Origin of the sequence: Roseateles sp. DB2 (genome assembly GCF_051857535.1) — a bacterium.
GTDB lineage: Bacteria > Pseudomonadota > Gammaproteobacteria > Burkholderiales > Burkholderiaceae_C > Roseateles_B.
On the sequence record NZ_JBPZGY010000004.1, the window covers coordinates 52554 to 73852 of the forward strand.

Genomic DNA, 21299 nt, shown 5'->3' on the forward strand with positions numbered 1-21299 from the left:
GGCGCGCGGCGCTGCAGCGACCGGTGGGGCCGCCTTGCGCTGCGCTGTCTTCTTGGGCTTTTCGCTGGCCATGGGGGCTCCTTGTCACTCGGTCACGCTATTGCTCAGTCATCGGCCTGCAGGCCGTCGTTGCGGTCCAGCCAGTCGTCCAGGGCGCGCAGGGCGGCCAGGGCGTCGAGCACGCCGCGGCCCATGCCGGACTCGCCGGCCTGGGCATGGGGCCGGCTGCTCTGCATGAGCAGCTGGCGGGTCATCTCGGGGTCGATGGGGCAGGCCCGGGCCTCGGCCCGCGCCGCCATCAGCGCGCAGACGGCGGACACGAAGGGCGCCGCGAAGCTGGTGCCGTTGGCGCGCTGCCAGCCGTTCAGGCCGCAGGTCCAGATGCCTTGCCCGGGCGCGCTGAGCGCCACGTGATCGCCCCGGGTGGAGAAGCGGGCGGGCTTGCCTTGCAGGTCCACAGCGCCGACCGCGATCACGCCGGGCAGGGCGGCCGGGTAGAAGGGCTCGGTGAGGCCGGAGTTGCCGCTGGCCGCCACCAGGATCACGCCGCGCGCCAGGGCGTAGCGCACCACCTCGCTGTGCGGCGGCGGCTCGTCCGGCCCCAGCTGGGAGGAGGCGGTGCCGAAGCTCATGTTGATGACCTTCACGCCCAGGTCGATCAGGCGCTTCATGCCCGCATCGATATTGGCCACGGAGCCGATGCCCACGCGCCGCTGGCCCTTCAGTGCAGCGCCCAGCACGCGGGCAGGCAAGACCTGGCACCGGCCGGCCGCGCCGGGCGGCAGGTCCGGGCTGTCGGCGCAGACGATGCCGGCGCAGCCGGTGCCGTGGCCGACTTCGTCCTGCGGGTCGGCGTCTGCGCCGGCATCGTCACCCACCAGCTCGGGGCCGCCGCTGCTGGCCTGCAGGTCCACGGTGTCGAAGCCCGGGCGCAGGGCGCGGTGCAGGGCGGGGTGGTCCATGACCACGCCGGTGTCGGCCAGGCCCATGATCACGGTCGGGTCGCCGGGCGCATAGGCCAGGGCCTCGGGCAGGCGGATCAGGTCGCGGGCGGCCCAGGCTTCCTGCATGTCCACGATGGCCGCCTGGGGCAGGGCGGCGGGCAGGGGCGCGGGGTGCACGGCGCTGCCATCCAGCCCCATGTCCACCAGGCGTTCGGGCCGTGCATGCTCGACCGTCGGCAGCTGGGCCAGCGCCGTCATCAGCTCGGGCAGGCGGTCCCCCTGCTGCAGCTCGATGCGCAGCACGCGGGCGACGCCGCTGAGCTGCTCGATGTCGTCGAAGCGGCGGGCCCCGGCGCGCTGGGGAGCCTGCTCGCGAGGGGTGCGCGCGCTGTGCACGCGGGCCAGGCGCATGCCGCCGCCGAAGTGGGACAGCAGGCGGTCGATGGGCCCGCCGTCCAGGTGCTCGCCAAAGGGCACGCCATGGCGCTGGCAGGCGCGCCAGGCCGGCACATGCTCGGGCATTTCGCCCAGACGCAGGGTGAGCAGCAGTCGGCGCGGGAGCTGGCTGGGCCAGTCGGGGGGCAGGGCCATCATGGCTGCTCCTTGGCGGCGGCCTCGGCCTCGTGCCAGCTGCCCATGGCACCGGCGCTGAGGCGCAGGCGGGCGGTCTCGCCGTCGCCGAAGTCGATCTCGGCTTCCTGGCCCATGTGTTCGGGGTCCACGCTCAGCTCCAGGGCCATGGCCTCGGCCTGGCGCACGGGCAGCCGCTGGCCATTGACCCGCACCTGGGGAAGCCGCCCGCTCTTGAGTGAAGGCGTGCTGAGGGTGACGCGCGAGCGGGCACCGCCCTCGTCGCCGACGGCGGGCGCGCTGTCCACCCGCTGCACCCGCGGCGCGGTGGCGGCCATCATGGCCTGCTGCAGGCGGTTCACCGGCATGCGGGCCAGGCGGGCGACCACATCGGCCCCGGCGGACTTCTTAAGCTCCTGCAGCTGCTGGATGGTGTGCACGCCGATGCGCTCCAGCTGGCGCTGCTCTTCGGTGCTGATGCGCTCGCCCAGGGCTTCCTTCAGATCCAGCTTGGCGTCGTGGGCCTCGTAGCTGACGGCGTTCTCGTCGATCATGGGCTTGGTGACCGTGGTCAGCGCGAGCTTGATGCTGCTGGCCTCGGCCTCGCCCGGGCCCGCGGGGCGCACCCAGACGTCCTCCTCGACCATGCGCACGAAGGCGCGCAGGTCCAGCTGCACGTCCTTCACGGCAAAGGTCAGCGGCAGCTTGCCCACGCGGGCCTTGAGGGCCATGGCGGCCTGGGCCTTGTCCAGCTGCAGGGTCAGCGCCTGGATGAAGACGTCAAAGGGCACGCCCAGGTCGCCCACGCCGGAGAGCTGGCTGACCTGGGGGGCGTCATCCCTGCTGCTCATGGCGACACCTCCTCTTCCAGCTCTGCACGCAGCACGAAGCGCAGGCGCGAGCGGTCCACATGCCAGTGGCCGTCGCTGCTGGAGCGCGGCAGCTCGGCCAGGAGGCAGGGGCCGCCGTCAGAGAAGACCAGGGCCAGGTCCAGGGGCAGGTCGAACTGCGCCTCGGCCAGGCGGATGCGGGCGGTGCCGGCGGGGGCGAAGGCCTCATGCAGCAGGGGCGCCATGGCGGTCTGCAGCTCGTCGATCACGGTGGAGAGGGCGCGCAGCATCAGCTCCTCCCGGGTTCAGTGGGGGCGGCCGGAACGGCGGGCGTGGCCGGCGTGGCGGCAGGCAGCGGCGCTGCCGCGCGCGGCCCCAGCGCGGCATGGCGCTGGACCATGGCCAGCTTCATCGCGTCGGCCATCTTGTCCAGGGGCAGGGTCTCGGAGACGAAGTTGAGCTTGACCTCGCCGAACATCGTCGCGCTCAGGCTGGTGTCGCTCTGGGCATTGAGGTTGAGCGTGCTGACCATGGTCGACACGCCCGAGGACGCCGCCAGCGAGCCGCGGCTGCCCCAGTTGCTGCCCGAGGCCGAGCCGGGGTCCTGGCCTTGCGCGTACTGCACCGTGGCCTTGTCGTTGGCCACGGCGCGGAACATCACCTTGGCGCTGATGGAGCCGTCCTTCACCGCCACGCGGTTGAGGCCCATCATCACCAGCGTGGCCAGCAGCTGCTGGCGCTCGCGGCCCAGCTGGGCGCGCGCCTGGGGCAGGACCACGCTCTCCAGCAGCTCGCTGCTGAGCTCCTGGTCGCCCACGCCGTAGTTGGCCAGCCAGGCCGGGCTGTGGCCTTCGCCGCGCGGCACCAGCATGGGCTGGCGCAGCTGGTCGTCGCTGCCGCGGGGCAGGAGCACGGCAACGTCGGCGCCGTACTGCTGGGCCACCCAGTCGCGCGCCTGGTTGGTGCTGACGTTCTCCTCGGTGAACTGCTCGGTGGTCTTGGCCACGGCGGCCACCAGCTCGGCATAGCTCTCCATCTGGCGGATGGAGGCGTCGACGATGGCGTCAAAGGTGCCGTTGACCAGCTGGGCCACGAAGCCGGGGAAGTCGACCTCGTTGATCAGATTGCCGGTGCGCTGGGCCAGGGTCTCGGTGGCGGGCGGCTTGGGCGGTGGTGCCGGGGAGGCCGGGGCCGGGCTGGGGGTCAGGGCTTGCCTGGACGTCGGCGCGGGGCTGCCGCCCAGTCCCGGCAGCATGCCGGGCAGACCGCCCAGGGCCTGCACGCCCTCGTCGAAGCCGACGGTGGGCGCGGGGGCACTGGCGAACTGCGGATGCGGGTCCATGGCCATGGGCGGGGTGGCTGGCGTTGACGGGGTTTCAGCTCAGCACGCCGAAGCCGGCGATGGCGGCGCGCTGCTGGCCGTGGCTCGGGCGGATGGTGCGTTCCATCACCCCGGACTGCGCCGGCCCACCCGCGCCCCAGGTGTTGCCCTCGATGGTGTGCAGGGTGCCGTTGTCCTCCACGGCCACCACGATGCCCACATGCGTCTCGTGGCCGTGGGCGCCCTTGAAGTAGAGGTCGCCGGGCTGGGCGCGGTAGTCGCGGGCCGGGTCGTAGGGTCGGCTGGCATCGAGTGCCTGGAACTTGCCGGCGCTCTCGAACTGCTGGCGCAGGCGAGAGGCGCTGGCGCTGCCATTGACGCCGCGGTAGCCGGCCTGGCGCAGCATGGTGGTGGCGAAGGCTGCGCAGTAGGCCGGATTGGCCTGCCCCTGGGCCGCGCCCACCCCGCATTCCTGCAGGTACATGACGATGCGGCCTTCGGCGTCGGAGTTGATGGTGGGATCCTGGCCGGCTTCGCTGGCACGGGGGTTGGGCTCCTCGCGCACGCCCAGCTCGCGGGCCGCGACCTCCAGCAGGGTCTTGCGTTGACCGCTGGCCGCGCCCAGGGCATTGCGCAGGGTCTGCGAGGGCGCCGTGGGGGCGGCGGTGCGGGCCGTGAAGGCCAGGGCGCCGCTGAGCTCCTGGGCCGGCATCTGCGCCTGCAGCAGCCGCGGATCCTCTTCCTCCACGGCCAGGCTGAAGGTGCTGGCCTGCGTCCATTCGCCGCTGACGTTGTGGCGGCCGTTGCCGAAGAGATGGACCTCCTGGTGGGCCAGCACGTCCGAGCCCACGACCCGGGTGAAGCGGTAGTCGAAGCGCACACGGATGGCCGCGAAGCTGGGCGACTGGCGCGGGTAGACGATGGCGTCGTCCATGATGCGGGCGTGGACCTGCAGGCCCCAGCCCACGGCGTCGTTGGTGCGCGAGAGACTGATCTGCACATTGCCCAGGGAGCGGCCATTGAACTGCCAGCGGATCTCGAAGCCGGCGGAGGTCTCGTCGCCCAGGTAGTTGCTGACCTTGGGCCAGCCGGTCAGACGGATCACCGGTGCATCCTGGAAGGGCGCGGGATTGGCCGGGGCCTGGTCATTGGGATGCTTGAGGCCGCGCAGCTGGTCCAGCTCCACGTTGATGTCGCCCTGGTTGCTGCTGAGGCGCTCCATGGCGGCCCCCGCGATGGCGCTGGCGATCTCCACGGCAGCGGCCGGCACGGCCTGGGCCTCGTCCCAGCCCAGCGGCTGCTGCATCTGCGGGGCCGGCGGCGGGGCCAGGTGGAGTTCACGCTGGGGCGGGGCCGTGGCCGCTGGCTCGTTGGCGGCGAGGCTCTGTGCCTCGATCACCTCCTGAGCCAGGATGGCCGCCACCCGCGGATGGAAGCGCTCGCTGAAGTGCGGCAGGATGCTGGCCGCGCCGCCGTGGCTGTTGATGTAGTCGCTGACCTTGCGCTGCAGGCTCTGCCACAGGTGGTTGGCGCCGGCCCAGACCACGGTCTCGGCGATGCCGTCGGTGGCGCGGTCCGCGGCGCGAGTGAAGAAGACGAAGCCGTCGCCGTCCGGGCGGATGCCGAATTCACGGTGTCCGCTGACCGGATGGTCGCCGGACCAGGGCGCGTGGATGGTGGTGAAGCGCCAGCGCCGCGCCTCGGCCAGGCTGCAGACCACGCTGGCGTTGTCGGGGCCGAGGATGTCGATCTTGAGCACCGCGCCCAGCGGGCTGTTGGAGCTCCACAGCGTGGCGTCGCCGGCCTCGTAGGGGATGAATTCCGAGTTGCGCGTGTCGACGTAGCTGTTGATGTTCTTGCGGATCTCGGCCAGCAGCGATTCCGGCGTGGCGCCGCTGGGCAGGCGGCTGATGCGCACCTCGTAGCGGTCCAGGTTCAGCGCGCCGTGGGCGTCGGCGAAGCGCTGGATGCGCATATTGCGCGCAGCCAGCGGGGCGGTGAGGCTGGCCGGTGCCGTCCAGGTGTAGAGGTCCCGCCAGGCGGGCAGGTGGCGCTGCAGACGGGTGACGTCGTCGCTGTCGATGATCAGCGCCTCGGCGGACTGGGCCTCGCTGACGTGGTTCGCTTCTTCACCGCCCTCGGCCTCGAAGCTCACGCTCACGCCCAGCTCCCGGGCGCGGTCGCGGATCCACTGCACCTTGGCGCGGGTCAGGCGCACGCCCGAGTTGGTGGTGCCGTCGCGCGGGCCGGCGTTCACGCCCACCACATGCACCCGCGGGACGGCGCCGCCCTCGATCCAGTAGACCGGCGAGCCGCTGGAGCCGGCGAGCTCCTGCACGTCGTAGTGCATGACCTCGTCCGTGATCTCACGCACATAGCCGCGGTGCACGTGCTGCTTGTCGGGGTTGAGTACGGCATTGACGATGGTGCCCACCGGGTCGTCCCGGCGCGAACGGGCGGAGTAGCCGCAGACGGCCACGCCCTCGGGCCGGCTCTGCGTCAGCTCCTCCACGGGCGAGAGGAAGCCGCCGGGCGCATTGCGCGGGGCCAGCACCACGGCGAAGTCGAAGTCGCGGCTGCCGCGCGTGTAGCTGGGGTGGGCGCGCCAGGTGGTGGTCTCGAAGCGGCCGAAGGGCTCGCTGCCTGCGCCATCGCCGACCTTGCCGGGGATGATGACGAGCTTGGTGCAGCCATTCACCACATGCGCATTGGTCAGCAGCAGGCGGGGCGCGATGAAGAAGGCCGTGGCCTTGCCGATCAAGCGCTCGCCGTTGTAGCAGAGCACCTGGCCGATGGCGCTGTGGGGCAGGGCGTGGGTGTCGTCCACGCCGGCGATCCAGCGCACGGTGTCGGCGAAGAGGCGGATCTGGTCGCCCAGGGTGCCGTTGTAGGCCTTGAGCAGCACCTCCTGGGGCTCCACCCAGCCCTGGGGCTGGACGCCCTGCTCGGGCTTCTGCGCGGCGTATGGTGCGCCGGCCTCGGGGCTGTCCTCGTCGAGCGCGAACTGGATGCCGAAGGGCACGTCCTCGGCCTTGAGATGGCCCACATAGCCCAGGCGGCCCTGCGCGAAGCGGGCGACGGCCTCGGGCGTGCTCTGCGAGGGCGGGCTGCTCAGCAGCGTGATGCCGGCGCGCTGGTAGGCCTCCAGCACCAGCTGGGAGCAGTAGACGGCATGGGCCTGCTGGCGCGGCACGCTCAGCAGGCGGCTGATGGCATCTACCACCGCGCCCGGCACCGGGGCCACGATGGCCACGCCGCGCTGCACGATGCCGGGGAAGTTGTAGGGCTGGTCCTTGAACTGGCGGGCCTCGCGCAGCACGCGCTCGCGCTGGGCGGCCGTGAGGTTGGGCACGCGGTAGGCCACGGCCAGGATGGCGTCGGCGATCGCGCCTTCCAGCGCCACCTCGCGCACGCCGGAGCCCACGGCCTCGATGACGCGGCCGCCGCCCAGGTACAGCATCACATGGCTGACCGGGGACAGCGTGCCCAGGCGGATCGCCCGCGAGACCCAGGCCCGCGTGGTGCTGACGATGATGTCGCCGGCCTGCAGCGCATCCTGGCCGATGGAACGGCCACCGGCACCGGGGTCCAGGGGGATGTCCAGGGCCTGGGTGTCGGGGGACTGCAGGGCCGGCGCGGGCTCATCCCCTTCCTGCCGGCGGTAGGCCTGCACGCCTTCGTCGGCCTGCGCGGCGGGGAAGGGGCCGAAGCCGTCGTCATAGTCCAGGCCGACGGCCACCGCGGGGCTGCCGCCGGCAGGAGCGGCCGCGCCATTGCTGGCGGCCGGGCGCGCGGCGCTCGGGGGCACTGCGGGGGCGGCAGGGGCGCTGGGGGAAGCCGGGCGTGCGGCGGCGCTGTCACCGCCCCATTCGAGGCTGGGGTCGCGGCCCGAGGCGGCCTGGCCGTAGGAGCTGCCGTTGAAGGCGCCCACGGACCGGCGCAGGCCGCGCTCGCTCAGGCCGCTGAGGGAGACATACATGTTCCCGCTCTGCGGCAGCTGCACGAAGTCGGGCTGCTGGGGCGTGCCGTCCTTGTAGGTGGCCAGGCCGAAATAGAGCTTGGGCTGGCCCACGAAGTTGGCCAGCACGTCCTGGGGCAGGAGGTAGACGGCCTCGCCGCGGCGCGCGCGCAGCACACCCTGGGCCCGGCTGGAATAGAAATTGCGCCGGCCGCGCCGGCCACGGGCGTCGGAGCGGAACAAGGCGGGATCGGTGGCCACGGCCACTTCGAACAGGGGACTCTCCGTGCGGATGGTGAATCCCAGCACGCTGAAGCGGTCATCCACCTGGTCTCGATTGGCCTGAATGCGTGGCATGGCTCACTCCTTGGGTCGCTGCTCCGGGGGCTCGTCGTCGAAGACTTGCTCCCAGAATCGGTTGGGGGACTCGATGCCGAGGGTGCGCATATGCCGGTCCATGAAGCTGGGCACGGCATTGAGCTCGCGGAAGAAGGCCCGCTCGCCACTCTCGACATGCTCGATGGACCCCCGCCAGTCCCGCACGCCGCGTACCGGTTGATCGCCGTGCTCGCACCACACCCTCACGATGAAGGCGGCGCTGCGGTCGTTGATCAAGGCCATGGCGGTGGGGCGCTGGTAGGGGCGCAAGGTGGGCGAGCTCATCTTGCGGCCCGGCTCGTCACCGCCACATCACGGCGACATCACACGGCCATCACCAGGGGCGCCTATGCCTGTGATGGACCGCTGATGGGCCGCTCAGCGGCGTGATGACGGCGTGACGACGGCGTAGTGCCGGCGTAGTGCCGGCGTGGTGTTGGCGTGGTGTTGGGGGACAGAGGCGGGCAGTGCCGCGCGTGAATGCGCTGCAGGCCCCAGGGCGGGGCCGCGCATTCACAGGGACGGGGAGGAAAGGAGAGAGGGGCTCAGTGGCCGAAGTCCAGCTGCGTCTGCAGGTGGGCATCCGCCTGGGCCAGGTGCCAGCGGACCTGGAGCAGGGCCTCGTTCCAGGGCAGGAAGCTGGGGGCTTGCGCCGCGGCTCGTCCGGCCGGCTGCAAGGCCGCAGACGGCGTGAGGAGGCCGGCTCCGGTCGCGGTCGCGGCGGGCCGCGTGGCTTCCCGGGCGATCTCCTGGTAGAGCGCCAGGGTCTCGGCCATGGGAGCGATGGCCAGCTCGCGCTTGAGCGCGGCGCGGCAGCGCTCGAACTGGGTCAGGGCCAGGGCGCGCTGGCCGGCGGCGAGGTGGCAGCGCATCAGCTCACGGTGAACGTCCTCGCGCAGTGCGTCCATGTCCAGCATGGCCTCGCCGTGCTGGATGGCGTCCTGCCATTGCCCCTGCAGGCTGCTGAGGTGCATCAGCCGCGCGAGCGCGCCCAGCTGCATGCGGCGGTGGCGCTCGCGCAGGCGCAGCGCCCAGTCGTCCTGGTAGCCGGCCAGCACATCGCCGCGATAGAGCTGAACGGCCTCGCGCAGGGCCAGCACGTCCTGGGTCTCCAGCTGCTCCACCGGCCTGGCCAGGGGCTTCTCAACCAGGGCCAGGTAGCGCTCCAGGTCCGACTGCACCTGCACATGGCGAGCGATGCGCACGCCGCCTTGGCGGTCGGTCTCGATGATGGCGCCGCTGGCCAGGGGCGGCTGCTCCAGGGCCCGGCGCAGGCGCCACAGCAGGGTGTTGAAGCAGGCGGCGCTGGCCGATTCCGGCCCACCGCCCCACAGTTCGCGGCACAGCTCGCCGCGGTTCAGGGCCTGGCCGCGGCCCAGTGCCAGCAGGGCCAGCAGGCCACCGAGGCGTCCGCTGAGTGCAAGGCTGCGCTGCGGGGCCCAGTGGCCGGTGTGCAGGCTGACGCTGTAGGCGCCGAACAGTTCAAGGCGAAGCTGAACGTCCATATCGCTCGATGGCGCCTGCCTGCGCGGGCGCTCGTGAGAACCGCTGGGCTGGCGATCTTTACACAACTGCTCAATTGAGCAGCCCCCTACTGTCAGATCTAGCAGGGTCGAAGTTAGGGGTTTTCAAGACAGCCCGATTGCGGTCCAGAAAACAAAAAGGCTGCACGAGGCAGCCTGTGAAGACGAGACGTCTGGCCTCAGTGCAGCGCTTCCCCGGGGGGCGCTCCATTGACGATGCTGAAGACCGCTTCACCGACCGAACCGGCTTCGATCTCTTCCTCGGTGGCTTCGCGGACATCGCGCACGCGCAGGTGCATGCGCAAGCCTACGCCGGCCAGGGGATGGTTGCCGTCCAGCACCACATGCTCGGGGTAGACCTCGGTGACGGTGTAGATCAGCTCCTGCGGCATGTCCTCGGTGGCGGCACCTTCGGGCAGGCCTTCGAACTGCATGCCGACATCCACGTTCTCGGGCATCAGGCTGCGGGCTTCGAAGCAGACGAGCTGGGCGTCGTAGTCGCCGAAGGCATGTTCCGGGTCCAGGGCCACGCTGGCCTCGAAGCCGGCTTCCTGGCCGGCTATGGCTTCTTCGACCTTGGCAAAGAGATCTTCGCCGCCGAAGAAGAACTCCAGCGGTTCGGCCAGTTCATCGATCAGTTGGCCTTGGGCATCTTCCAGTCTCCAGCTCAGGGAGACGACGCAGGGGGCGGTGATTTGCATCCCGCGATTGTCCCACGGCAAGAGGACCGGGTTGCCGCGCGGCGACAATGCGCGGATGAACACAAGCCTCAAGACCCCGTTGCTGGGCGGCCTCAGCCCGGACCAATTCATGCGCAAGTACTGGCAGCGCAAGCCCTTGCTGGTGCGCCAGGCCCTGCCTGGCATTCGCCCGCCGGCCAGCCGCAGCGAACTCGCCGCCTTGGCCGCCAGCGAGGACGTGGAGTCCCGCCTGGTGTCGCAATTCCAGGGCAAGTGGGCCCTCAAGCAGGGGCCGGTGGCCAAGCTGCCGCCCTGGAGCAAGCCCGGCTGGACCCTGCTGGTGCAAGGCCTGGACCTGCATGTGCAGGCGGCGCATGAGTTGCTGTCGCAGTTCCGCTTCGTGCCCGAGGCGCGGCTGGATGACCTGATGATCTCCTATGCCAGCGATGGCGGCGGTGTCGGCCCGCATTTCGATTCCTACGACGTCTTCCTGATCCAGGTCCATGGCAAGCGCCACTGGCGCATCGGCCGCCAAGGGCATGCCACGACGGGGATGCTGCGTCCTGACGTGCCGGTCAAGCTGCTGGCGGACTTCGAGCCCGAGCAGGAATTCACCCTGGAGCCGGGCGACATGCTCTACCTGCCGCCGGGCTGGGCGCACGACGGCATCGCCCTCGGCGAATGCATGACCTGCTCCGTGGGTTTTCGCACGCCCTGGCGCGCGGAGCTGGCCCGCGAGCTGCTGCAGCGGCTGATGGACGATGAGTCCCAGGCCTATGCCAACAAGATGTACGCCGACCCCAAGCAGCCCGCCACCGATGCGCCCGGTGCCATACCGCAGCAGTTGCTGGACTTCTCCCGCGATGCCTGCGAGCGTGCGCTGCGCGAGCCCCTTGCCCTGGAGCGCGCGCTTGGCGAGGCCCTGACTGAGCCCAAGCCCAAGGTCTTCTTCGAGACGGGCGACGCCCTGCCCAAGGGCGCGGCTGCGGTGCTGGATAGGCGCAGCCGGATGATGTATGACCGCGCCCATGTCTTCATCAACGGCGAGTCCTACCGTGCAGGCGGCCGCGATGCCACACTGATGCGTCGCCTGGCTGACCAGCGAGCCCTGAGCGCGCGTGAGGTGGCCCAGCTTTCCGAAGGCGCTCGCGAGCTGCTGGACCAGTGGGCGGAGGATGGCTGGGTGCAGGTGGACAGCGATCCGGCCTGAGCCAGCCGCAGCGGCCAGGTCCCCAGCACTTGAAGGAGTAGCCCATGGATGCAGCGAAGCACGCCCCGGTGGCCGCCACGACCTCCACCGACACCCCCACCGACAGCCTGCTCATCGAGGGGCAGGCCGCGGTGGAGGCCTCGCTTCTTGAGCAGCTGCTGCAAGCCTGCCGCGATGGTGCGCCCCAGATCTGCTGCTTCGACGCGGACTTCCTGCATTGGCCGCTGTCCAACCCGCAGCTGCTGGAGGCCCTGCGGCAATGGGTGGCGCCGCACCGGCGCTTGCGGCTGCTGGCGCGGGACTACCAGGCCATGGCACGGCGTCATCCGCGTTTCGTGCAGTGGCGGCAGCTCTATGGCCACGTGGTGGAGGCCCGCCAACTGAGCGATGAAGGCCCCGTGGACCATCGGCGTCCGGCAGCCTTGCTGCTGGGGCGGGTGCCGCAACTGTGGCGGTTGATTGATGCACGGCAGGGGCGGGCGGTGATCGAGATGGACACCAGTGCGCATGGCGCCGCGCTTGAATGGTTTGATGCGGTCTCGCAACGTTCCGAAGAATCCTTTGCCGCCAGTACTTTGGGACTTTAACTAGCGCCTAAAGCTGACGCTATAATTTCGGGCTAGGCGAGGGAAGCGCTCGAGGTTTCCACGTCTTGTTCTGCCGAGTTGATCATGGACGCCACCGTCAAAGACTAATTGTCAATGACGCAATCGTTTTGGCCGGCTCGAAGAATTACCGGTAATTGAATCTTCGTCTAATAGATCTTGAGGACAAGTATGAATAAGTCGATCCTGTTGGCTTCCCTGCTGGCTGCTGCTGCCCTGACCGCTTGCGGCAAGAAGGCTGAAGAAGCTCCCGCTGCTGCTCCGGCTCCTGCCGCTGCTCCGGCTCCTGCTGCTTCGGAAGCTGCTTCGGCTCCCGCTGCTGACGCTTCGGCTCCTGCCGCTGCTGACGCTGCCTCTGCTGCCGCCAGCAAGTAATCGGATCCCCGGTTCAGGAAGAACCGCCGTGCCGCAAGGCCGGCGGTTTTTTCTTGTCTGTACGTTTCGTACACCCTGGGTCGCGGGGCTTGATCCACCCATGGCGCAAGGGATGCGCACGGCGTGCGAAGGCATCGAGTGCTGGCTAAGAAAAAGCCCCTGAGGCTTGAGCGTCAGGGGCTTTGATGCGGGGAACGCGCGGAGCTTCCTGCTCCGTCCGTCTCACCGAAGGTCTTCCTGCAGCAGCGACAGGATGCGCTTGGCGTTGTCGTCCGTCTGTTGCACACCCTGGCTGTCGGTGATGCTCACCACCGTCTTGCCGCCCTCGCTCTTCACGAGCACGCGGTAGCGGTTGGCGGTCGCGGTCTTGCCCAAGCCGAAGAGGCGGGAGAAGAAGTTGGGCTCTTCCTTGCCCACCAGGTTGGGGTCGGCGTAGCGCAGGAAGAACAGGCCCAGCTTGCGGTCGCGGTCCTCGACGGTGAAGCCGTGGCGATCCAGCGATTGCCCGACGCGGCGCCAGGCGCGGTCGAAGTCTTCGTTGATGCTCAGGCTGGTCGGTACCTCGGCCAGGCTGCGGGCAGTGGGTTCTGCCGCCAGCTTGGTGGTGCTGGCACTGCCGGCGTTGGCCTGCAGGGCTTCCTTGGCTTGCGCCTCGCGGCCGCCCAGCTTCAGCATCAGACGGGAGAGCATCTCGCCTTCCAGCGAGGGATCGGCCGGGCGGGGCTGCCACACGGTCTGGTCGCGCTGCTGGCTGGTGTAAACCTCCTGCATGCCGCGGTGGTAGATCGTGATCTCAGTGCCGCCGTTGACGCGCTCGACGCGGGTGCGGTACTTGTCGCGCTCGCCGGTGGAGTAAAGGTTGTCCAGGGCCTGGCCGATGGTACGGCGGATGAAGTCCAGGGGCAGCTTGGCGCGGTTTTCGGCCCAGCTGGTTTCCATGACGCCCACTTCCGCCTGCTCGTTGGCGATCTCGAAGCCCATGCCTGTCCAGAAGCCGCGCACCTGGGGCCACAGCTGCTCAGGCGTCAGGCTGCTGCGCAGCACGCGCTGGCCATTGACGCGCTCGAGCTTGATGTCGCCCACGGCATTGAGTGCCACGTTGGCGGCGCCGCCTGTGGCGCTGGTCCGAGGGGTGGCCTTCTGGTTGGCCATCTCGGAGGCCGTGACCACGCCGCCGGTGTTTCGGCGTTCCTGGTTCAGCTGTGTCAGGTCCGGCGGCACGTCCAGGCCACTCGTCTGCTTGGCTCCAGTGCGGTAGTCGACCTTGTCGGTGCCGATCATGCCTTCGATGGAACTGCAGGCCGTCAGCGAGACCAGGACAAGACCGCAGGCAAGGCCCTTGGTCGGGGCAAAAAGAGAACGAGTCACGCTAGACATCTCCAAGAGAACACGGGCGGTGTTGTACCGCAGATTTGCACCAAATCCGCGGCTCACACCTCAAATCACAGCAGGCCGCCTTCGCGCAGGGCCTGTTCGACGCTGGCCTGGCCCGCCGCAGTCAGCGGCGTGATGGGCAGGCGCAGTCCGGCCTTGCAGCGGCCCAGGCGCGCCAGGGCCCACTTGGTGGGCGCCGGGCTGGGTTCGCAGAACAGCTGCTTGTGCAGGCTCAGCAACTGGAAGTGGATGCGGGTGGCCTCCTTGACATCGCCAGCCAGCGCCGCCTTGCACAGCTGGTGCATGGCGCGCGGCGCGACGTTGGCCGTCACGCTGACATTGCCATGGCCGCCCAGCAGCATCAGGGCGATGGCGGTGCCGTCGTCACCCGAATAGATGTGGAAGCTCGGGGGGGCGTTCTTGATCAGGTAGGCGGCACGTTCGATGTTGCCGCTGGCTTCCTTGACGCCGATGACGCCGGGCAGGCTGGCGCAGCGCAGGGCGGTGTCCGGGCTCATGTCCGCCACGGTGCGGCCGGGCACGTTGTAGAGCATCATGGGGATGTCCACGGCCTCGGCAATCGCCTTGTAGTGCAGGTAGATGCCTTCCTGCGAGGGCTTGTTGTAGTAGGGCACGACCGACAGCGTGCAGTCGGCGCCCACGGACTTGGCGTAGCGGCTGAGGTTGATGGCCTCGGCCGTGCTGTTGGCACCGGTGCCGGCCATGATGGGCACGCGCTTGGCTGCGTGCTCTACCGCCACGCGGATGATTTCGCAGTGCTCGTCCACCGTGACGGTGGGCGATTCACCCGTGGTGCCGACCACGCCGATGCAGTCCGTGCCTTCGGCGATGTGCCAGTCGATCAGTCGGCGCAGGGCGTCATAGTCGACGCTGCCGTCTTCCTGCATCGGGGTCACCAGAGCCACGATGCTGCCAAGAATCGGTTTCATGAGGGTTCCTCGTAATCAGCTGATTCTACTGAAGCGCCGGAGGGGTCTGGCCGGTCCGGCTTCAGGGTAAGTGATAGCGGGCCTGCAGGTCGCCCGGCGTTCGCTCGCGAACGGCGGCAACGCGCTGGATCTGCCGCGGGTTGACGCTCGCGCCATCGCCATCGGCGAAGCCGTCTTCGTAGGCCACGATGCGCAGGCCTCGGGCGGCTTCGAGCAGTTCGCCGTGGCGCAGCAGGAAGTCAGGGCGCGAGGGCCGGCCCAGCAACTGGTGGCCGTCGGCGAAAGTCTCGTAGACCAGCCAGCCCCCCGGCCCCACCGCCTCGACGATGCGCGGCAGCAGCGGGCGCCACAGGTAATTCGTCACCAGCACGAGGTCGAAGCGCCGCTCGCCCAGGGGCCAGGGCGCGCCTTCCAGGTCAGCCTCGATCAGCTCGGCGCCGCTGTCGCGCAGGCCGGCCAGGGCCTGGGCATCGCGGTCCACGGCGCAGACCTGCAGCCCGCGCCTGCGCAGCCAGTGCACATGGCGGCCGCTGCCGCAGGCCAGGTCCAGGGCGGTCTGTCCGGCGCTGAAATGGCGCTGCCAGCGCAGGAGCCAGGGCGACGGTGCGGCGGGGAGGGTCAGGTCTTGCATGAGGGCATGAGGCGGTGTGCGGCAGGCTCAGTGCTGCTTGTTGAGGGCCTTGCGAGCCAGCCGGTCGACCACGCCCGGGGCGATCAGCTTGAGCCAGCGTCCCAGGCGGCCCTTGGCGCTCATGACGATGTCTCGCTCGCGCTGCAGGGTGCCGTCCAGGATGAGCCGGGCGCAGGTGTCCACGCTCATGGCACCGCGTTCGTCCAGGCCGCTGCGGCCAGCGGGCTGGCCATTGGCGCCAAAGCCTCGGTAGCGAATCTCGGTGGCCACTACACCGGGGTAGGCGATGGTGACCGAGACCCCTGCCGGCGCCAGCTCCACCCGCAGAGCTTCGAAGAAGCCGGTCATGGCGAACTTGGTCGCGCTGTAGGCGGTGCGCCCCGGCACGCCCACCAGGCCGGCCAGGCTGGAGACCGCCACCAGCCGCCCCTGGCTGGCCTTGAGCCAGGGCAGGGCGGCGTGGCTGCACCAGACGGCACTCCAGTGGTTGACGCGCATCAGCTGCTCGTACCAGGCAAGGTCCTGAACTTCCTCCAGCAACGCGTGGGCCGACATCCCGGCATTGTTGACCAGCACGTCGATACCCCCGAACGCCTCGGTCGCGGCCCGGATCAGGCCCTGGCAGGCGGCCTGCTCGGCGAGATCGGCGGCATGCACCTTGACGGTGGCGCCCAGCGCTTCGCAGTGTGCAGCGACGGCCTGGAGCTTGGGCAGTTGCCGCCCGCTGAGAACCAGGCTCAGGGTCTTGCCCTGGCGCTCGGCCCATTGCCGGGCCAGTTCGGCGCCTATGCCATCGGAGGCGCCGGTGATGATGACGATCATGGAGGGTCCTGCAGAGGGTGTTGCGCCGTGAGTCCGACGGGTCCTGGCGTTTGCGCCAGGCCTCAGAAGCAGCTCAGCAGCTGGTTGCTCAGCTGCAGCATCAGGGTCGGGTCCTGGTAAGCCGCGAAGGCCAGCAGCAGCGCGAGCGCGATCATGCCTCGCAGCAGCCAAACCCGCCAGGGTGCGCGCAGCCGCGGCTGTCCCCTCATGGCGTCACGCTGGCAGGGGCTGGCGCGCGATGGCCTGCTCGCGCACCGGCAGATTGACCAGGGCCGCCATCACGCCCAGGGCGATGGCCAGCAGCCAGACGATGTCATAGCTGCCCGTGGCGTCATAGAGCTTGCCACCCAGCCACACGCCCAGGAAGCTGCCGATCTGGTGGCTGAAGAAGATGAAGCCGCCCAGCATGGACAGGTGCTGCGGACCGAAGATCTGCAGCACCACGGCGTTGGTCGGCGGCACGGTGGACAGCCACAGGAAGCCCATCACCGCAGAGAAGACCCAGACGCTGGGTGCGCTCAGCGGCACCAGCAGGAAGACCGTGATGGTCACCGCCCGCAGCGCGTAGATGGCCGAGAGCAGGTAGCGCTTGGGGTAGCGCTGGCCCAGCAGGCCGGCGGTGTAGGTGCCGAAGATGTTGAAGAGGCCGATCAGCGCCAGCGAGGTGGTGGCCAGGCCCGGCTCCAGGCCGTGGTCCTTGAGGTAGCTGGGCATGTGGACCGCGATGAACACGACCTGGAAGCCGCAGACGAAGTAGCCCAGCATCAGCAGCTGGAAGCTGCGATAGCCGAAGGCCTCGCGCAGGGCCTGGGTGATGCTCTGGTGAGGGCCGGCATGCGCGGGTGCCGGGCCCTTCTCGCGCAGGCCCAGGGCCAAGGGAATGATGAGCAGGGCGGCGCCTGCCAGCACCCACAGGGCCTGCTGCCAGCCCAGGCCGGCGATCAGCTGGCTCTCCAGGGGGATCATGCAGAACTGCCCGAAGGAGCCGGCGGCGGCGGCCACGCCGAAGGCCCAGGAGCGCTTCTCGGGGCTCACCGCGCGGCCCAGCACGCCGTAGATCACCGCATAGGTGGTGGCCGACTGCGCCATGCCGATCAGCAGACCGGCGCTGCCGGTGAAGGCCAGGCCCGACGCCGAGACCGACATCAGCACCAGCCCCAGGGCGTAAAGCAGGGCGCCGATCACCAGGGCTTTCCAGGCCCCGAAGCGGTCGGCCAGCATGCCGGCGATGGGGCCGGCGGCACCCCAGGCGAGGTTCTGCACGGCCAGGGCGAAGGCGAAGGTCTCACGCGGCCAGCCCCGCTCCACGGTGATGGGCTGCAGCCACAGGCCGAAGCCATGGCGTATGCCCATGGAGAGGGTCACGATGAGGGCCCCGCACAGCAGGACTTGCTGGACCGAGGGGGCGCGGGCGGGGAGGGCCGGGGCGGAAGGGGACTGCATCGCCCCACTGTAGCGGGCTCAGTGCCGCTTCGCTGTCCCCTGGCGGACTGCCGCAGTGCCACGTGTGGACTTCCCGGTGGCGGCGCCGGTCTTGCGCGCGGTAGCGGCTGTCTTGCTGCCGCTCTTGCTGCCGGACTTGGCGCTGGCGGCCTTCTTGCCCTTGGCTGGCTTGGTCGACTTGCCGGCGGCGACGGCGGTGGCCTCGGTGCTGGCGTCGCTGGCCTCGGCCACGCTGTCCAACTGGGTCAGGAGCCTGCCCTGCTTGATGCGCATGAGCGGCTTGTCCAGGGTGCGCAGATCGTCCAGAGGATTGCTCACCAGCACCAGGAAGCTGGCCTCGCAGCCTTCGTCGAAGCAGGCCAGGCGGCGCTTGGGGAAGAGGGCGCGCGGCGTGCTGATGCTGGCCATCTTGAGGAGCTCGGCCGGGCTGAAGACCTCCAGGCCGGCGAGGTGGTGAATTTCGGCGAGCGAGGTGCCTGGGAAATTGTCCGAGCCCAGCAGCAACTGGGCTCCGGCCGCCTTGAGCAGGCGCAGGTTCTCGGCCAGCACGGCGCGCTGGGCCTGGCGCTGCTCTTCGCTCATGGGGAAGAGGGTGTTGGCCACCGTGGCCGTCAGCACCTGGGTCTTCTGGCTGGCGGCGCGCGCGGCGGTGGCCTCGTCGAGCCGGAAACGCTCCGGGCCGTCACCGAAGGCCGCGAAATAGCCGGGTACATGGCCGATCTGGTCCACGCCGGCTTCCAGGGCCGCGCGGAAGTCGGCGGCGGTCTCCACATGGGCGCTCACCGGCAGCTTGTCCTTGTGGGCCAGCCGCACAAGGGCGGCGGCCGTCTCGGCGCTCAGGCCCAGGCGGCCCAGGGCGGTAGGGTTGCCGCGCAGTTCGGGCCGGTCACTGTAGGCCAGGATGATCTTGAGCCAGTCCGTCTTGCGGGGCGCCACCAGCGGCCACTTCTGCTGGGCCTGCTCAGGCGTGTCGACCAGCAGCAGCTGCCGGTCCGCAAAATCGCTGACCTGGCGCGGCGCCTGCCCCTCGGCCACGGGCTGGGCCAGCAGCGGGGCCAGCGGGTGGCCGTCAGAGCTGGTGACGCAGGCGGTGGTGAAGCTCACGTCCACGCTGTCCGGCTGGTTCAGCAGGGGGCGGGCGCTGGCGATGCTGTCGGGGTCGCCGCACTGCATGGCGGCATAGAAGACGCCGTCCTGCAGATAGCGCTGGCCGAAGGTCTGCACGCCCCAGCCGCTCTGCAGATTGTGGTTGTTGGCCTCGGCCAGCGGCGGGATCAGGTACTGGTCCCGCAGCTCCAGGCGGCGGTGGATGCGCTTGGGGCGGCTCTTGGTGAATTTGCCGTCGACGACGTAGAGCGTGCCCTTCTGGAAGCCCTGGCCGTCGAACCAGCGGGCATTGTGCAGCTCCATGGCCAGGGGGGCGCTGGCCTTGAAGGGCTGGGCCTGGCCGGCCGTGGGGGCCGTGGCTGGTTGGGCCTGGGCCGCGGCGCCCAGGGCCAGGGAGATCGACAGTGCAGAAATTCGCAGGACGTACAACAAGACAGAAGGCCCCTGGCTTCAGCAAAGTGGCGGATGCTACGCCGGAAATAGGCCGTCCGACTCAAGTCAGGCTTGGGGATTCCCCCGTCCGCTGTCGCCGGAAGGGGGCCGGCGCCTCCCTACAATCGCCGCCATGGCAAGCAAAGCAGTCTCCTCCGCCTCCGCATCGCCCTCCGGCTACGGCGAGGCCTCCATCCGCGTTCTCAAGGGCCTGGAGCCCGTCAAGCAGCGCCCGGGCATGTACACCCGGACGGACAACCCCCTGCACATCATCCAGGAGGTGATCGACAACGCCGCCGACGAGGCCCTGGCCGGCTTCGGCCGCCGCATCGACCTCACCCAGCACACCGACGGCTCCATCACCATCGAGGACGACGGCCGCGGCATCCCCTTCGGTCTGCACCCGGAAGAGGGCGTGCCGGTGGTCGAGATCGTCTTCACGCGCCTGCATGCTGGCGGCAAGTTCGACAAGGGCTCGGGTGGCGCCTACAGCTTCTCCGGCGGCCTGCACGGCGTGGGCGTCAGCGTGACCAATGCCCTGGCCAAGCGCCTGGAGGTGACGGTCTGGCGTGAGAAGCAGGTGGCACGCCTGGCCTTCGAGGCCGGTGACGTGGTCGAGCCCGTGACGGTACGCCCCGCGGCCAGCGGCGACCGCAAGCAGGGCACGACGGTGCGCGTCTGGCCCGACGCCAAGTATTTCGAGAGCCCCGACCTCCCCAAGGCCGAGCTGGTGCACCTGCTGCGTTCCAAGGCCGTGCTGATGCCCGGCGTCACGGTGACGCTCAAGCAGGAAAAGACCGGCGAGGTCCAGACCTGGGCCTACAAGGGCGGCCTGCGTGACTACCTCATGCAGACGCTCAACGCCGATCCCTTGATCCCGCTGTTCGAGGGCGAGCAGTACGCCAGCAAGGCCGAGACCGAGAACTTCGCCGAGGGCGAGGGCGCCGCCTGGTGCGTGGCCTTCACCGAGGAGGGTCAGGTCATGCGCGAGAGCTATGTCAACCTGATCCCGACGGTGGCGGGCGGCACGCACGAGTCCGGCCTCAAAGATGGCCTCTTCGGCGCGATCAAGAGCTTCATCGAGATGCACAGCCTGCTGCCCAAGGGCGTCAAGCTGATGCCGGACGACGTGTTCTCGCGCGCCAGCTTCGTGCTCTCCGCCAAGGTGCTGGACCCGCAGTTCCAGGGCCAGACCAAGGAGCGCCTGAACTCGCGGGACGCCCTTCGCCTCGTGTCCGCCTTCGTCAAGCCGCAACTGGAGCTGTGGCTCAACCAGCATGTGGAGCACGGCAAGAAGCTGGCCGAGCTGGTCATCAAGCAGGCCCAGACCCGCCAGCGCGCCAGCCAGAAGGTCGAGAAGCGCAAGGGCTCCGGCGTGGCCGTGCTGCCCGGCAAGCTGACCGACTGCGAGAGCCGCGACCTCCTGCACAACGAGCTCTTCCTGGTGGAGGGCGACTCCGCCGGTGGCTCGGCCAAGATGGGCCGCAACAAGGAGACGCAGGCCATCCTGCCCCTGCGCGGCAAGGTGCTCAATGCCTGGGAGGTCGAGCGCGACCTGCTCTTCAAGAACAACGAGATCCACGACATCTCCGTGGCCATCGGCGTGGATCCGCACGGCCCCAGCGACTCGCCGGACCTCAGCAATCTGCGCTACGGCAAGATCTGCATCCTGTCTGACGCCGATGTCGACGGCTCCCACATCCAGGTGCTGCTGCTGACGCTCTTCTTCCGCCACTTCCCCAAGCTGGTCGAGACCGGCCACATCTACGTGGCCCGTCCGCCGCTGTTCCGCGTGGACGCCCCGGCCCGCGGCAAGAAGCCCGCCGCCAAGATCTACGCCCTGGACGAAGGCGAGCTCACCGCCACCCTGGACAAGCTGCGCAAGGAAGGCGCCCGCGAGAACAGCTGGACCATCAGCCGCTTCAAGGGCCTGGGCGAGATGAGTGCCGAGCAGCTCTGGGACACCACGCTCAACCCCGAGACCCGCCGCCTCATGCAGGTCGCCTACGGCATGTTCGACTTCGCCGCCACCGAGGGCGCCATCAACAAGCTCATGGGCAAGGGCGAGGCCGCCTCGCGCCGCGAGCTGATGGAGCTGCATGGCGACTCCGTCGAGGTCGACATCTGATCAGACGCCGGGCAAGAC

Annotated in this window: 17 protein-coding genes; 3 read left to right on the forward strand and 14 right to left on the reverse strand. The window is 69.6% G+C overall.

The features are described 5' to 3' along the window. Positions 1 to 104 precede the first annotated feature (104 nt). The 8 genes from ACS5PK_RS07635 to ACS5PK_RS07670 all read right to left on the reverse strand — a co-directional run bounded on the left by ACS5PK_RS07635 (position 105) and on the right by ACS5PK_RS07670 (position 10225). A complete protein-coding gene (locus ACS5PK_RS07635; protein WP_439439639.1) occupies positions 105 to 1538 on the reverse strand; it encodes a S8 family peptidase in 1434 nt (477 codons plus the stop codon). Further along, positions 1535 to 2365 (reverse strand): hypothetical protein, encoded by an 831-nt coding sequence (locus ACS5PK_RS07640; RefSeq protein ID WP_439439640.1) that lies wholly within the window; start codon positions 2363 to 2365, stop codon positions 1535 to 1537. The genes ACS5PK_RS07635 and ACS5PK_RS07640 overlap by 4 nt, the downstream gene beginning before the upstream one ends. Beyond that, on the reverse strand, positions 2362 to 2634 hold the full coding sequence (locus tag ACS5PK_RS07645) for a hypothetical protein (protein ID WP_439439641.1): 273 nt from the start codon (positions 2632 to 2634) through the stop codon (positions 2362 to 2364). The genes ACS5PK_RS07640 and ACS5PK_RS07645 overlap by 4 nt, the downstream gene beginning before the upstream one ends. Further along, complete coding sequence (locus tag ACS5PK_RS07650; RefSeq protein WP_439439642.1) at positions 2634 to 3692, reverse strand: hypothetical protein; 1059 nt, start codon at positions 3690 to 3692, stop codon at positions 2634 to 2636. The genes ACS5PK_RS07645 and ACS5PK_RS07650 overlap by 1 nt, the downstream gene beginning before the upstream one ends. Before the next feature lie 28 nt (positions 3693 to 3720). Beyond that, a complete protein-coding gene (locus tag ACS5PK_RS07655) occupies positions 3721 to 7980 on the reverse strand; it encodes a trypsin-like peptidase domain-containing protein (protein ID WP_439439643.1) in 4260 nt (1419 codons plus the stop codon). 3 nt (positions 7981 to 7983) lie between these two features. Beyond that, positions 7984 to 8286, reverse strand: a complete 303-nt coding sequence (locus tag ACS5PK_RS07660; RefSeq protein WP_439439644.1) for a hypothetical protein — start codon at positions 8284 to 8286, stop codon at positions 7984 to 7986. A gap of 260 nt (positions 8287 to 8546) precedes the next feature. After that, on the reverse strand, positions 8547 to 9506 hold the full coding sequence (locus ACS5PK_RS07665) for an AfsR/SARP family transcriptional regulator (protein ID WP_439439645.1): 960 nt from the start codon (positions 9504 to 9506) through the stop codon (positions 8547 to 8549). A gap of 197 nt (positions 9507 to 9703) precedes the next feature. Continuing rightward, positions 9704 to 10225 carry an FKBP-type peptidyl-prolyl cis-trans isomerase gene (locus ACS5PK_RS07670; RefSeq protein WP_439439646.1) on the reverse strand — a complete coding sequence of 174 codons (522 nt, stop codon included), beginning with the start codon at positions 10223 to 10225 and terminating at the stop codon, positions 9704 to 9706. 55 nt (positions 10226 to 10280) lie between these two features. Here ACS5PK_RS07670 and ACS5PK_RS07675 point away from each other — a divergent pair, with 55 nt between their 5' ends. After that, complete coding sequence (locus tag ACS5PK_RS07675) at positions 10281 to 11414, forward strand: JmjC domain-containing protein (RefSeq protein ID WP_439439647.1); 1134 nt, start codon at positions 10281 to 10283, stop codon at positions 11412 to 11414. A 44-nt stretch (positions 11415 to 11458) separates the two neighbouring features. After that, positions 11459 to 12001 carry a hypothetical protein gene (locus ACS5PK_RS07680; protein WP_439439648.1) on the forward strand — a complete coding sequence of 181 codons (543 nt, stop codon included), beginning with the start codon at positions 11459 to 11461 and terminating at the stop codon, positions 11999 to 12001. A 615-nt stretch (positions 12002 to 12616) separates the two neighbouring features. Here the strand turns inward: ACS5PK_RS07680 and bamC are convergent. The 6 genes from bamC to ACS5PK_RS07710 form a co-directional block, all read right to left on the reverse strand. Beyond that, positions 12617 to 13762, reverse strand: a complete 1146-nt coding sequence (gene bamC / locus ACS5PK_RS07685) for an outer membrane protein assembly factor BamC (RefSeq protein WP_439439649.1) — start codon at positions 13760 to 13762, stop codon at positions 12617 to 12619. A gap of 74 nt (positions 13763 to 13836) precedes the next feature. Beyond that, the gene (dapA, locus tag ACS5PK_RS07690; RefSeq protein ID WP_439439650.1) at positions 13837 to 14718 is read right to left on the reverse strand and encodes a 4-hydroxy-tetrahydrodipicolinate synthase; all 882 of its coding nucleotides are present in this window, start codon (positions 14716 to 14718) and stop codon (positions 13837 to 13839) included. 61 nt (positions 14719 to 14779) lie between these two features. Continuing rightward, positions 14780 to 15349: a class I SAM-dependent methyltransferase gene (locus ACS5PK_RS07695; protein ID WP_439439651.1), complete on the reverse strand. Its 570-nt coding sequence runs from the start codon at positions 15347 to 15349 to the stop codon at positions 14780 to 14782. A 27-nt stretch (positions 15350 to 15376) separates the two neighbouring features. Continuing rightward, positions 15377 to 16171: an SDR family oxidoreductase gene (locus tag ACS5PK_RS07700; protein WP_439439652.1), complete on the reverse strand. Its 795-nt coding sequence runs from the start codon at positions 16169 to 16171 to the stop codon at positions 15377 to 15379. Positions 16172 to 16384: 213 nt separating this feature from the next. Continuing rightward, positions 16385 to 17614 carry an MFS transporter gene (locus ACS5PK_RS07705; RefSeq protein WP_439439653.1) on the reverse strand — a complete coding sequence of 410 codons (1230 nt, stop codon included), beginning with the start codon at positions 17612 to 17614 and terminating at the stop codon, positions 16385 to 16387. An 18-nt stretch (positions 17615 to 17632) separates the two neighbouring features. Continuing rightward, the gene (locus ACS5PK_RS07710) at positions 17633 to 19153 is read right to left on the reverse strand and encodes an amidohydrolase family protein (RefSeq protein WP_439439654.1); all 1521 of its coding nucleotides are present in this window, start codon (positions 19151 to 19153) and stop codon (positions 17633 to 17635) included. A 133-nt stretch (positions 19154 to 19286) separates the two neighbouring features. On the opposite strand from ACS5PK_RS07710, the gene ACS5PK_RS07715 reads away from it, so the two are divergent. Then, positions 19287 to 21281: a DNA topoisomerase IV subunit B gene (locus ACS5PK_RS07715; protein ID WP_439439655.1), complete on the forward strand. Its 1995-nt coding sequence runs from the start codon at positions 19287 to 19289 to the stop codon at positions 21279 to 21281. Positions 21282 to 21299: the final 18 nt, after the last annotated feature.

What these genes read in the sequence shown, in the direction of transcription:
- ACS5PK_RS07665 (WP_439439645.1), bottom strand. Translation starts at nt 9,506, where the DNA reads ATGGACGTTCAGCTTCGCCTTGAACTGTTCGGCGCCTACAGCGTCAGC.
- ACS5PK_RS07715 (WP_439439655.1), top strand. Translation starts at nt 19,287, where the DNA reads ATGGCAAGCAAAGCAGTCTCCTCCGCCTCCGCATCGCCCTCCGGCTAC.
- ACS5PK_RS07680 (WP_439439648.1), top strand. Translation starts at nt 11,459, where the DNA reads ATGGATGCAGCGAAGCACGCCCCGGTGGCCGCCACGACCTCCACCGAC.
- ACS5PK_RS07640 (WP_439439640.1), bottom strand. Translation starts at nt 2,365, where the DNA reads ATGAGCAGCAGGGATGACGCCCCCCAGGTCAGCCAGCTCTCCGGCGTG.
- ACS5PK_RS07670 (WP_439439646.1), bottom strand. Translation starts at nt 10,225, where the DNA reads ATGCAAATCACCGCCCCCTGCGTCGTCTCCCTGAGCTGGAGACTGGAA.
- ACS5PK_RS07675 (WP_439439647.1), top strand. Translation starts at nt 10,281, where the DNA reads ATGAACACAAGCCTCAAGACCCCGTTGCTGGGCGGCCTCAGCCCGGAC.
- ACS5PK_RS07655 (WP_439439643.1), bottom strand. Translation starts at nt 7,980, where the DNA reads ATGCCACGCATTCAGGCCAATCGAGACCAGGTGGATGACCGCTTCAGC.
- ACS5PK_RS07705 (WP_439439653.1), bottom strand. Translation starts at nt 17,614, where the DNA reads ATGCAGTCCCCTTCCGCCCCGGCCCTCCCCGCCCGCGCCCCCTCGGTC.
- ACS5PK_RS07695 (WP_439439651.1), bottom strand. Translation starts at nt 15,349, where the DNA reads ATGCAAGACCTGACCCTCCCCGCCGCACCGTCGCCCTGGCTCCTGCGC.
- ACS5PK_RS07700 (WP_439439652.1), bottom strand. Translation starts at nt 16,171, where the DNA reads ATGATCGTCATCATCACCGGCGCCTCCGATGGCATAGGCGCCGAACTG.
- ACS5PK_RS07660 (WP_439439644.1), bottom strand. Translation starts at nt 8,286, where the DNA reads ATGAGCTCGCCCACCTTGCGCCCCTACCAGCGCCCCACCGCCATGGCC.
- ACS5PK_RS07650 (WP_439439642.1), bottom strand. Translation starts at nt 3,692, where the DNA reads ATGGCCATGGACCCGCATCCGCAGTTCGCCAGTGCCCCCGCGCCCACC.
- dapA (WP_439439650.1), bottom strand. Translation starts at nt 14,718, where the DNA reads ATGAAACCGATTCTTGGCAGCATCGTGGCTCTGGTGACCCCGATGCAG.
- ACS5PK_RS07645 (WP_439439641.1), bottom strand. Translation starts at nt 2,634, where the DNA reads ATGCTGCGCGCCCTCTCCACCGTGATCGACGAGCTGCAGACCGCCATG.
- ACS5PK_RS07635 (WP_439439639.1), bottom strand. Translation starts at nt 1,538, where the DNA reads ATGATGGCCCTGCCCCCCGACTGGCCCAGCCAGCTCCCGCGCCGACTG.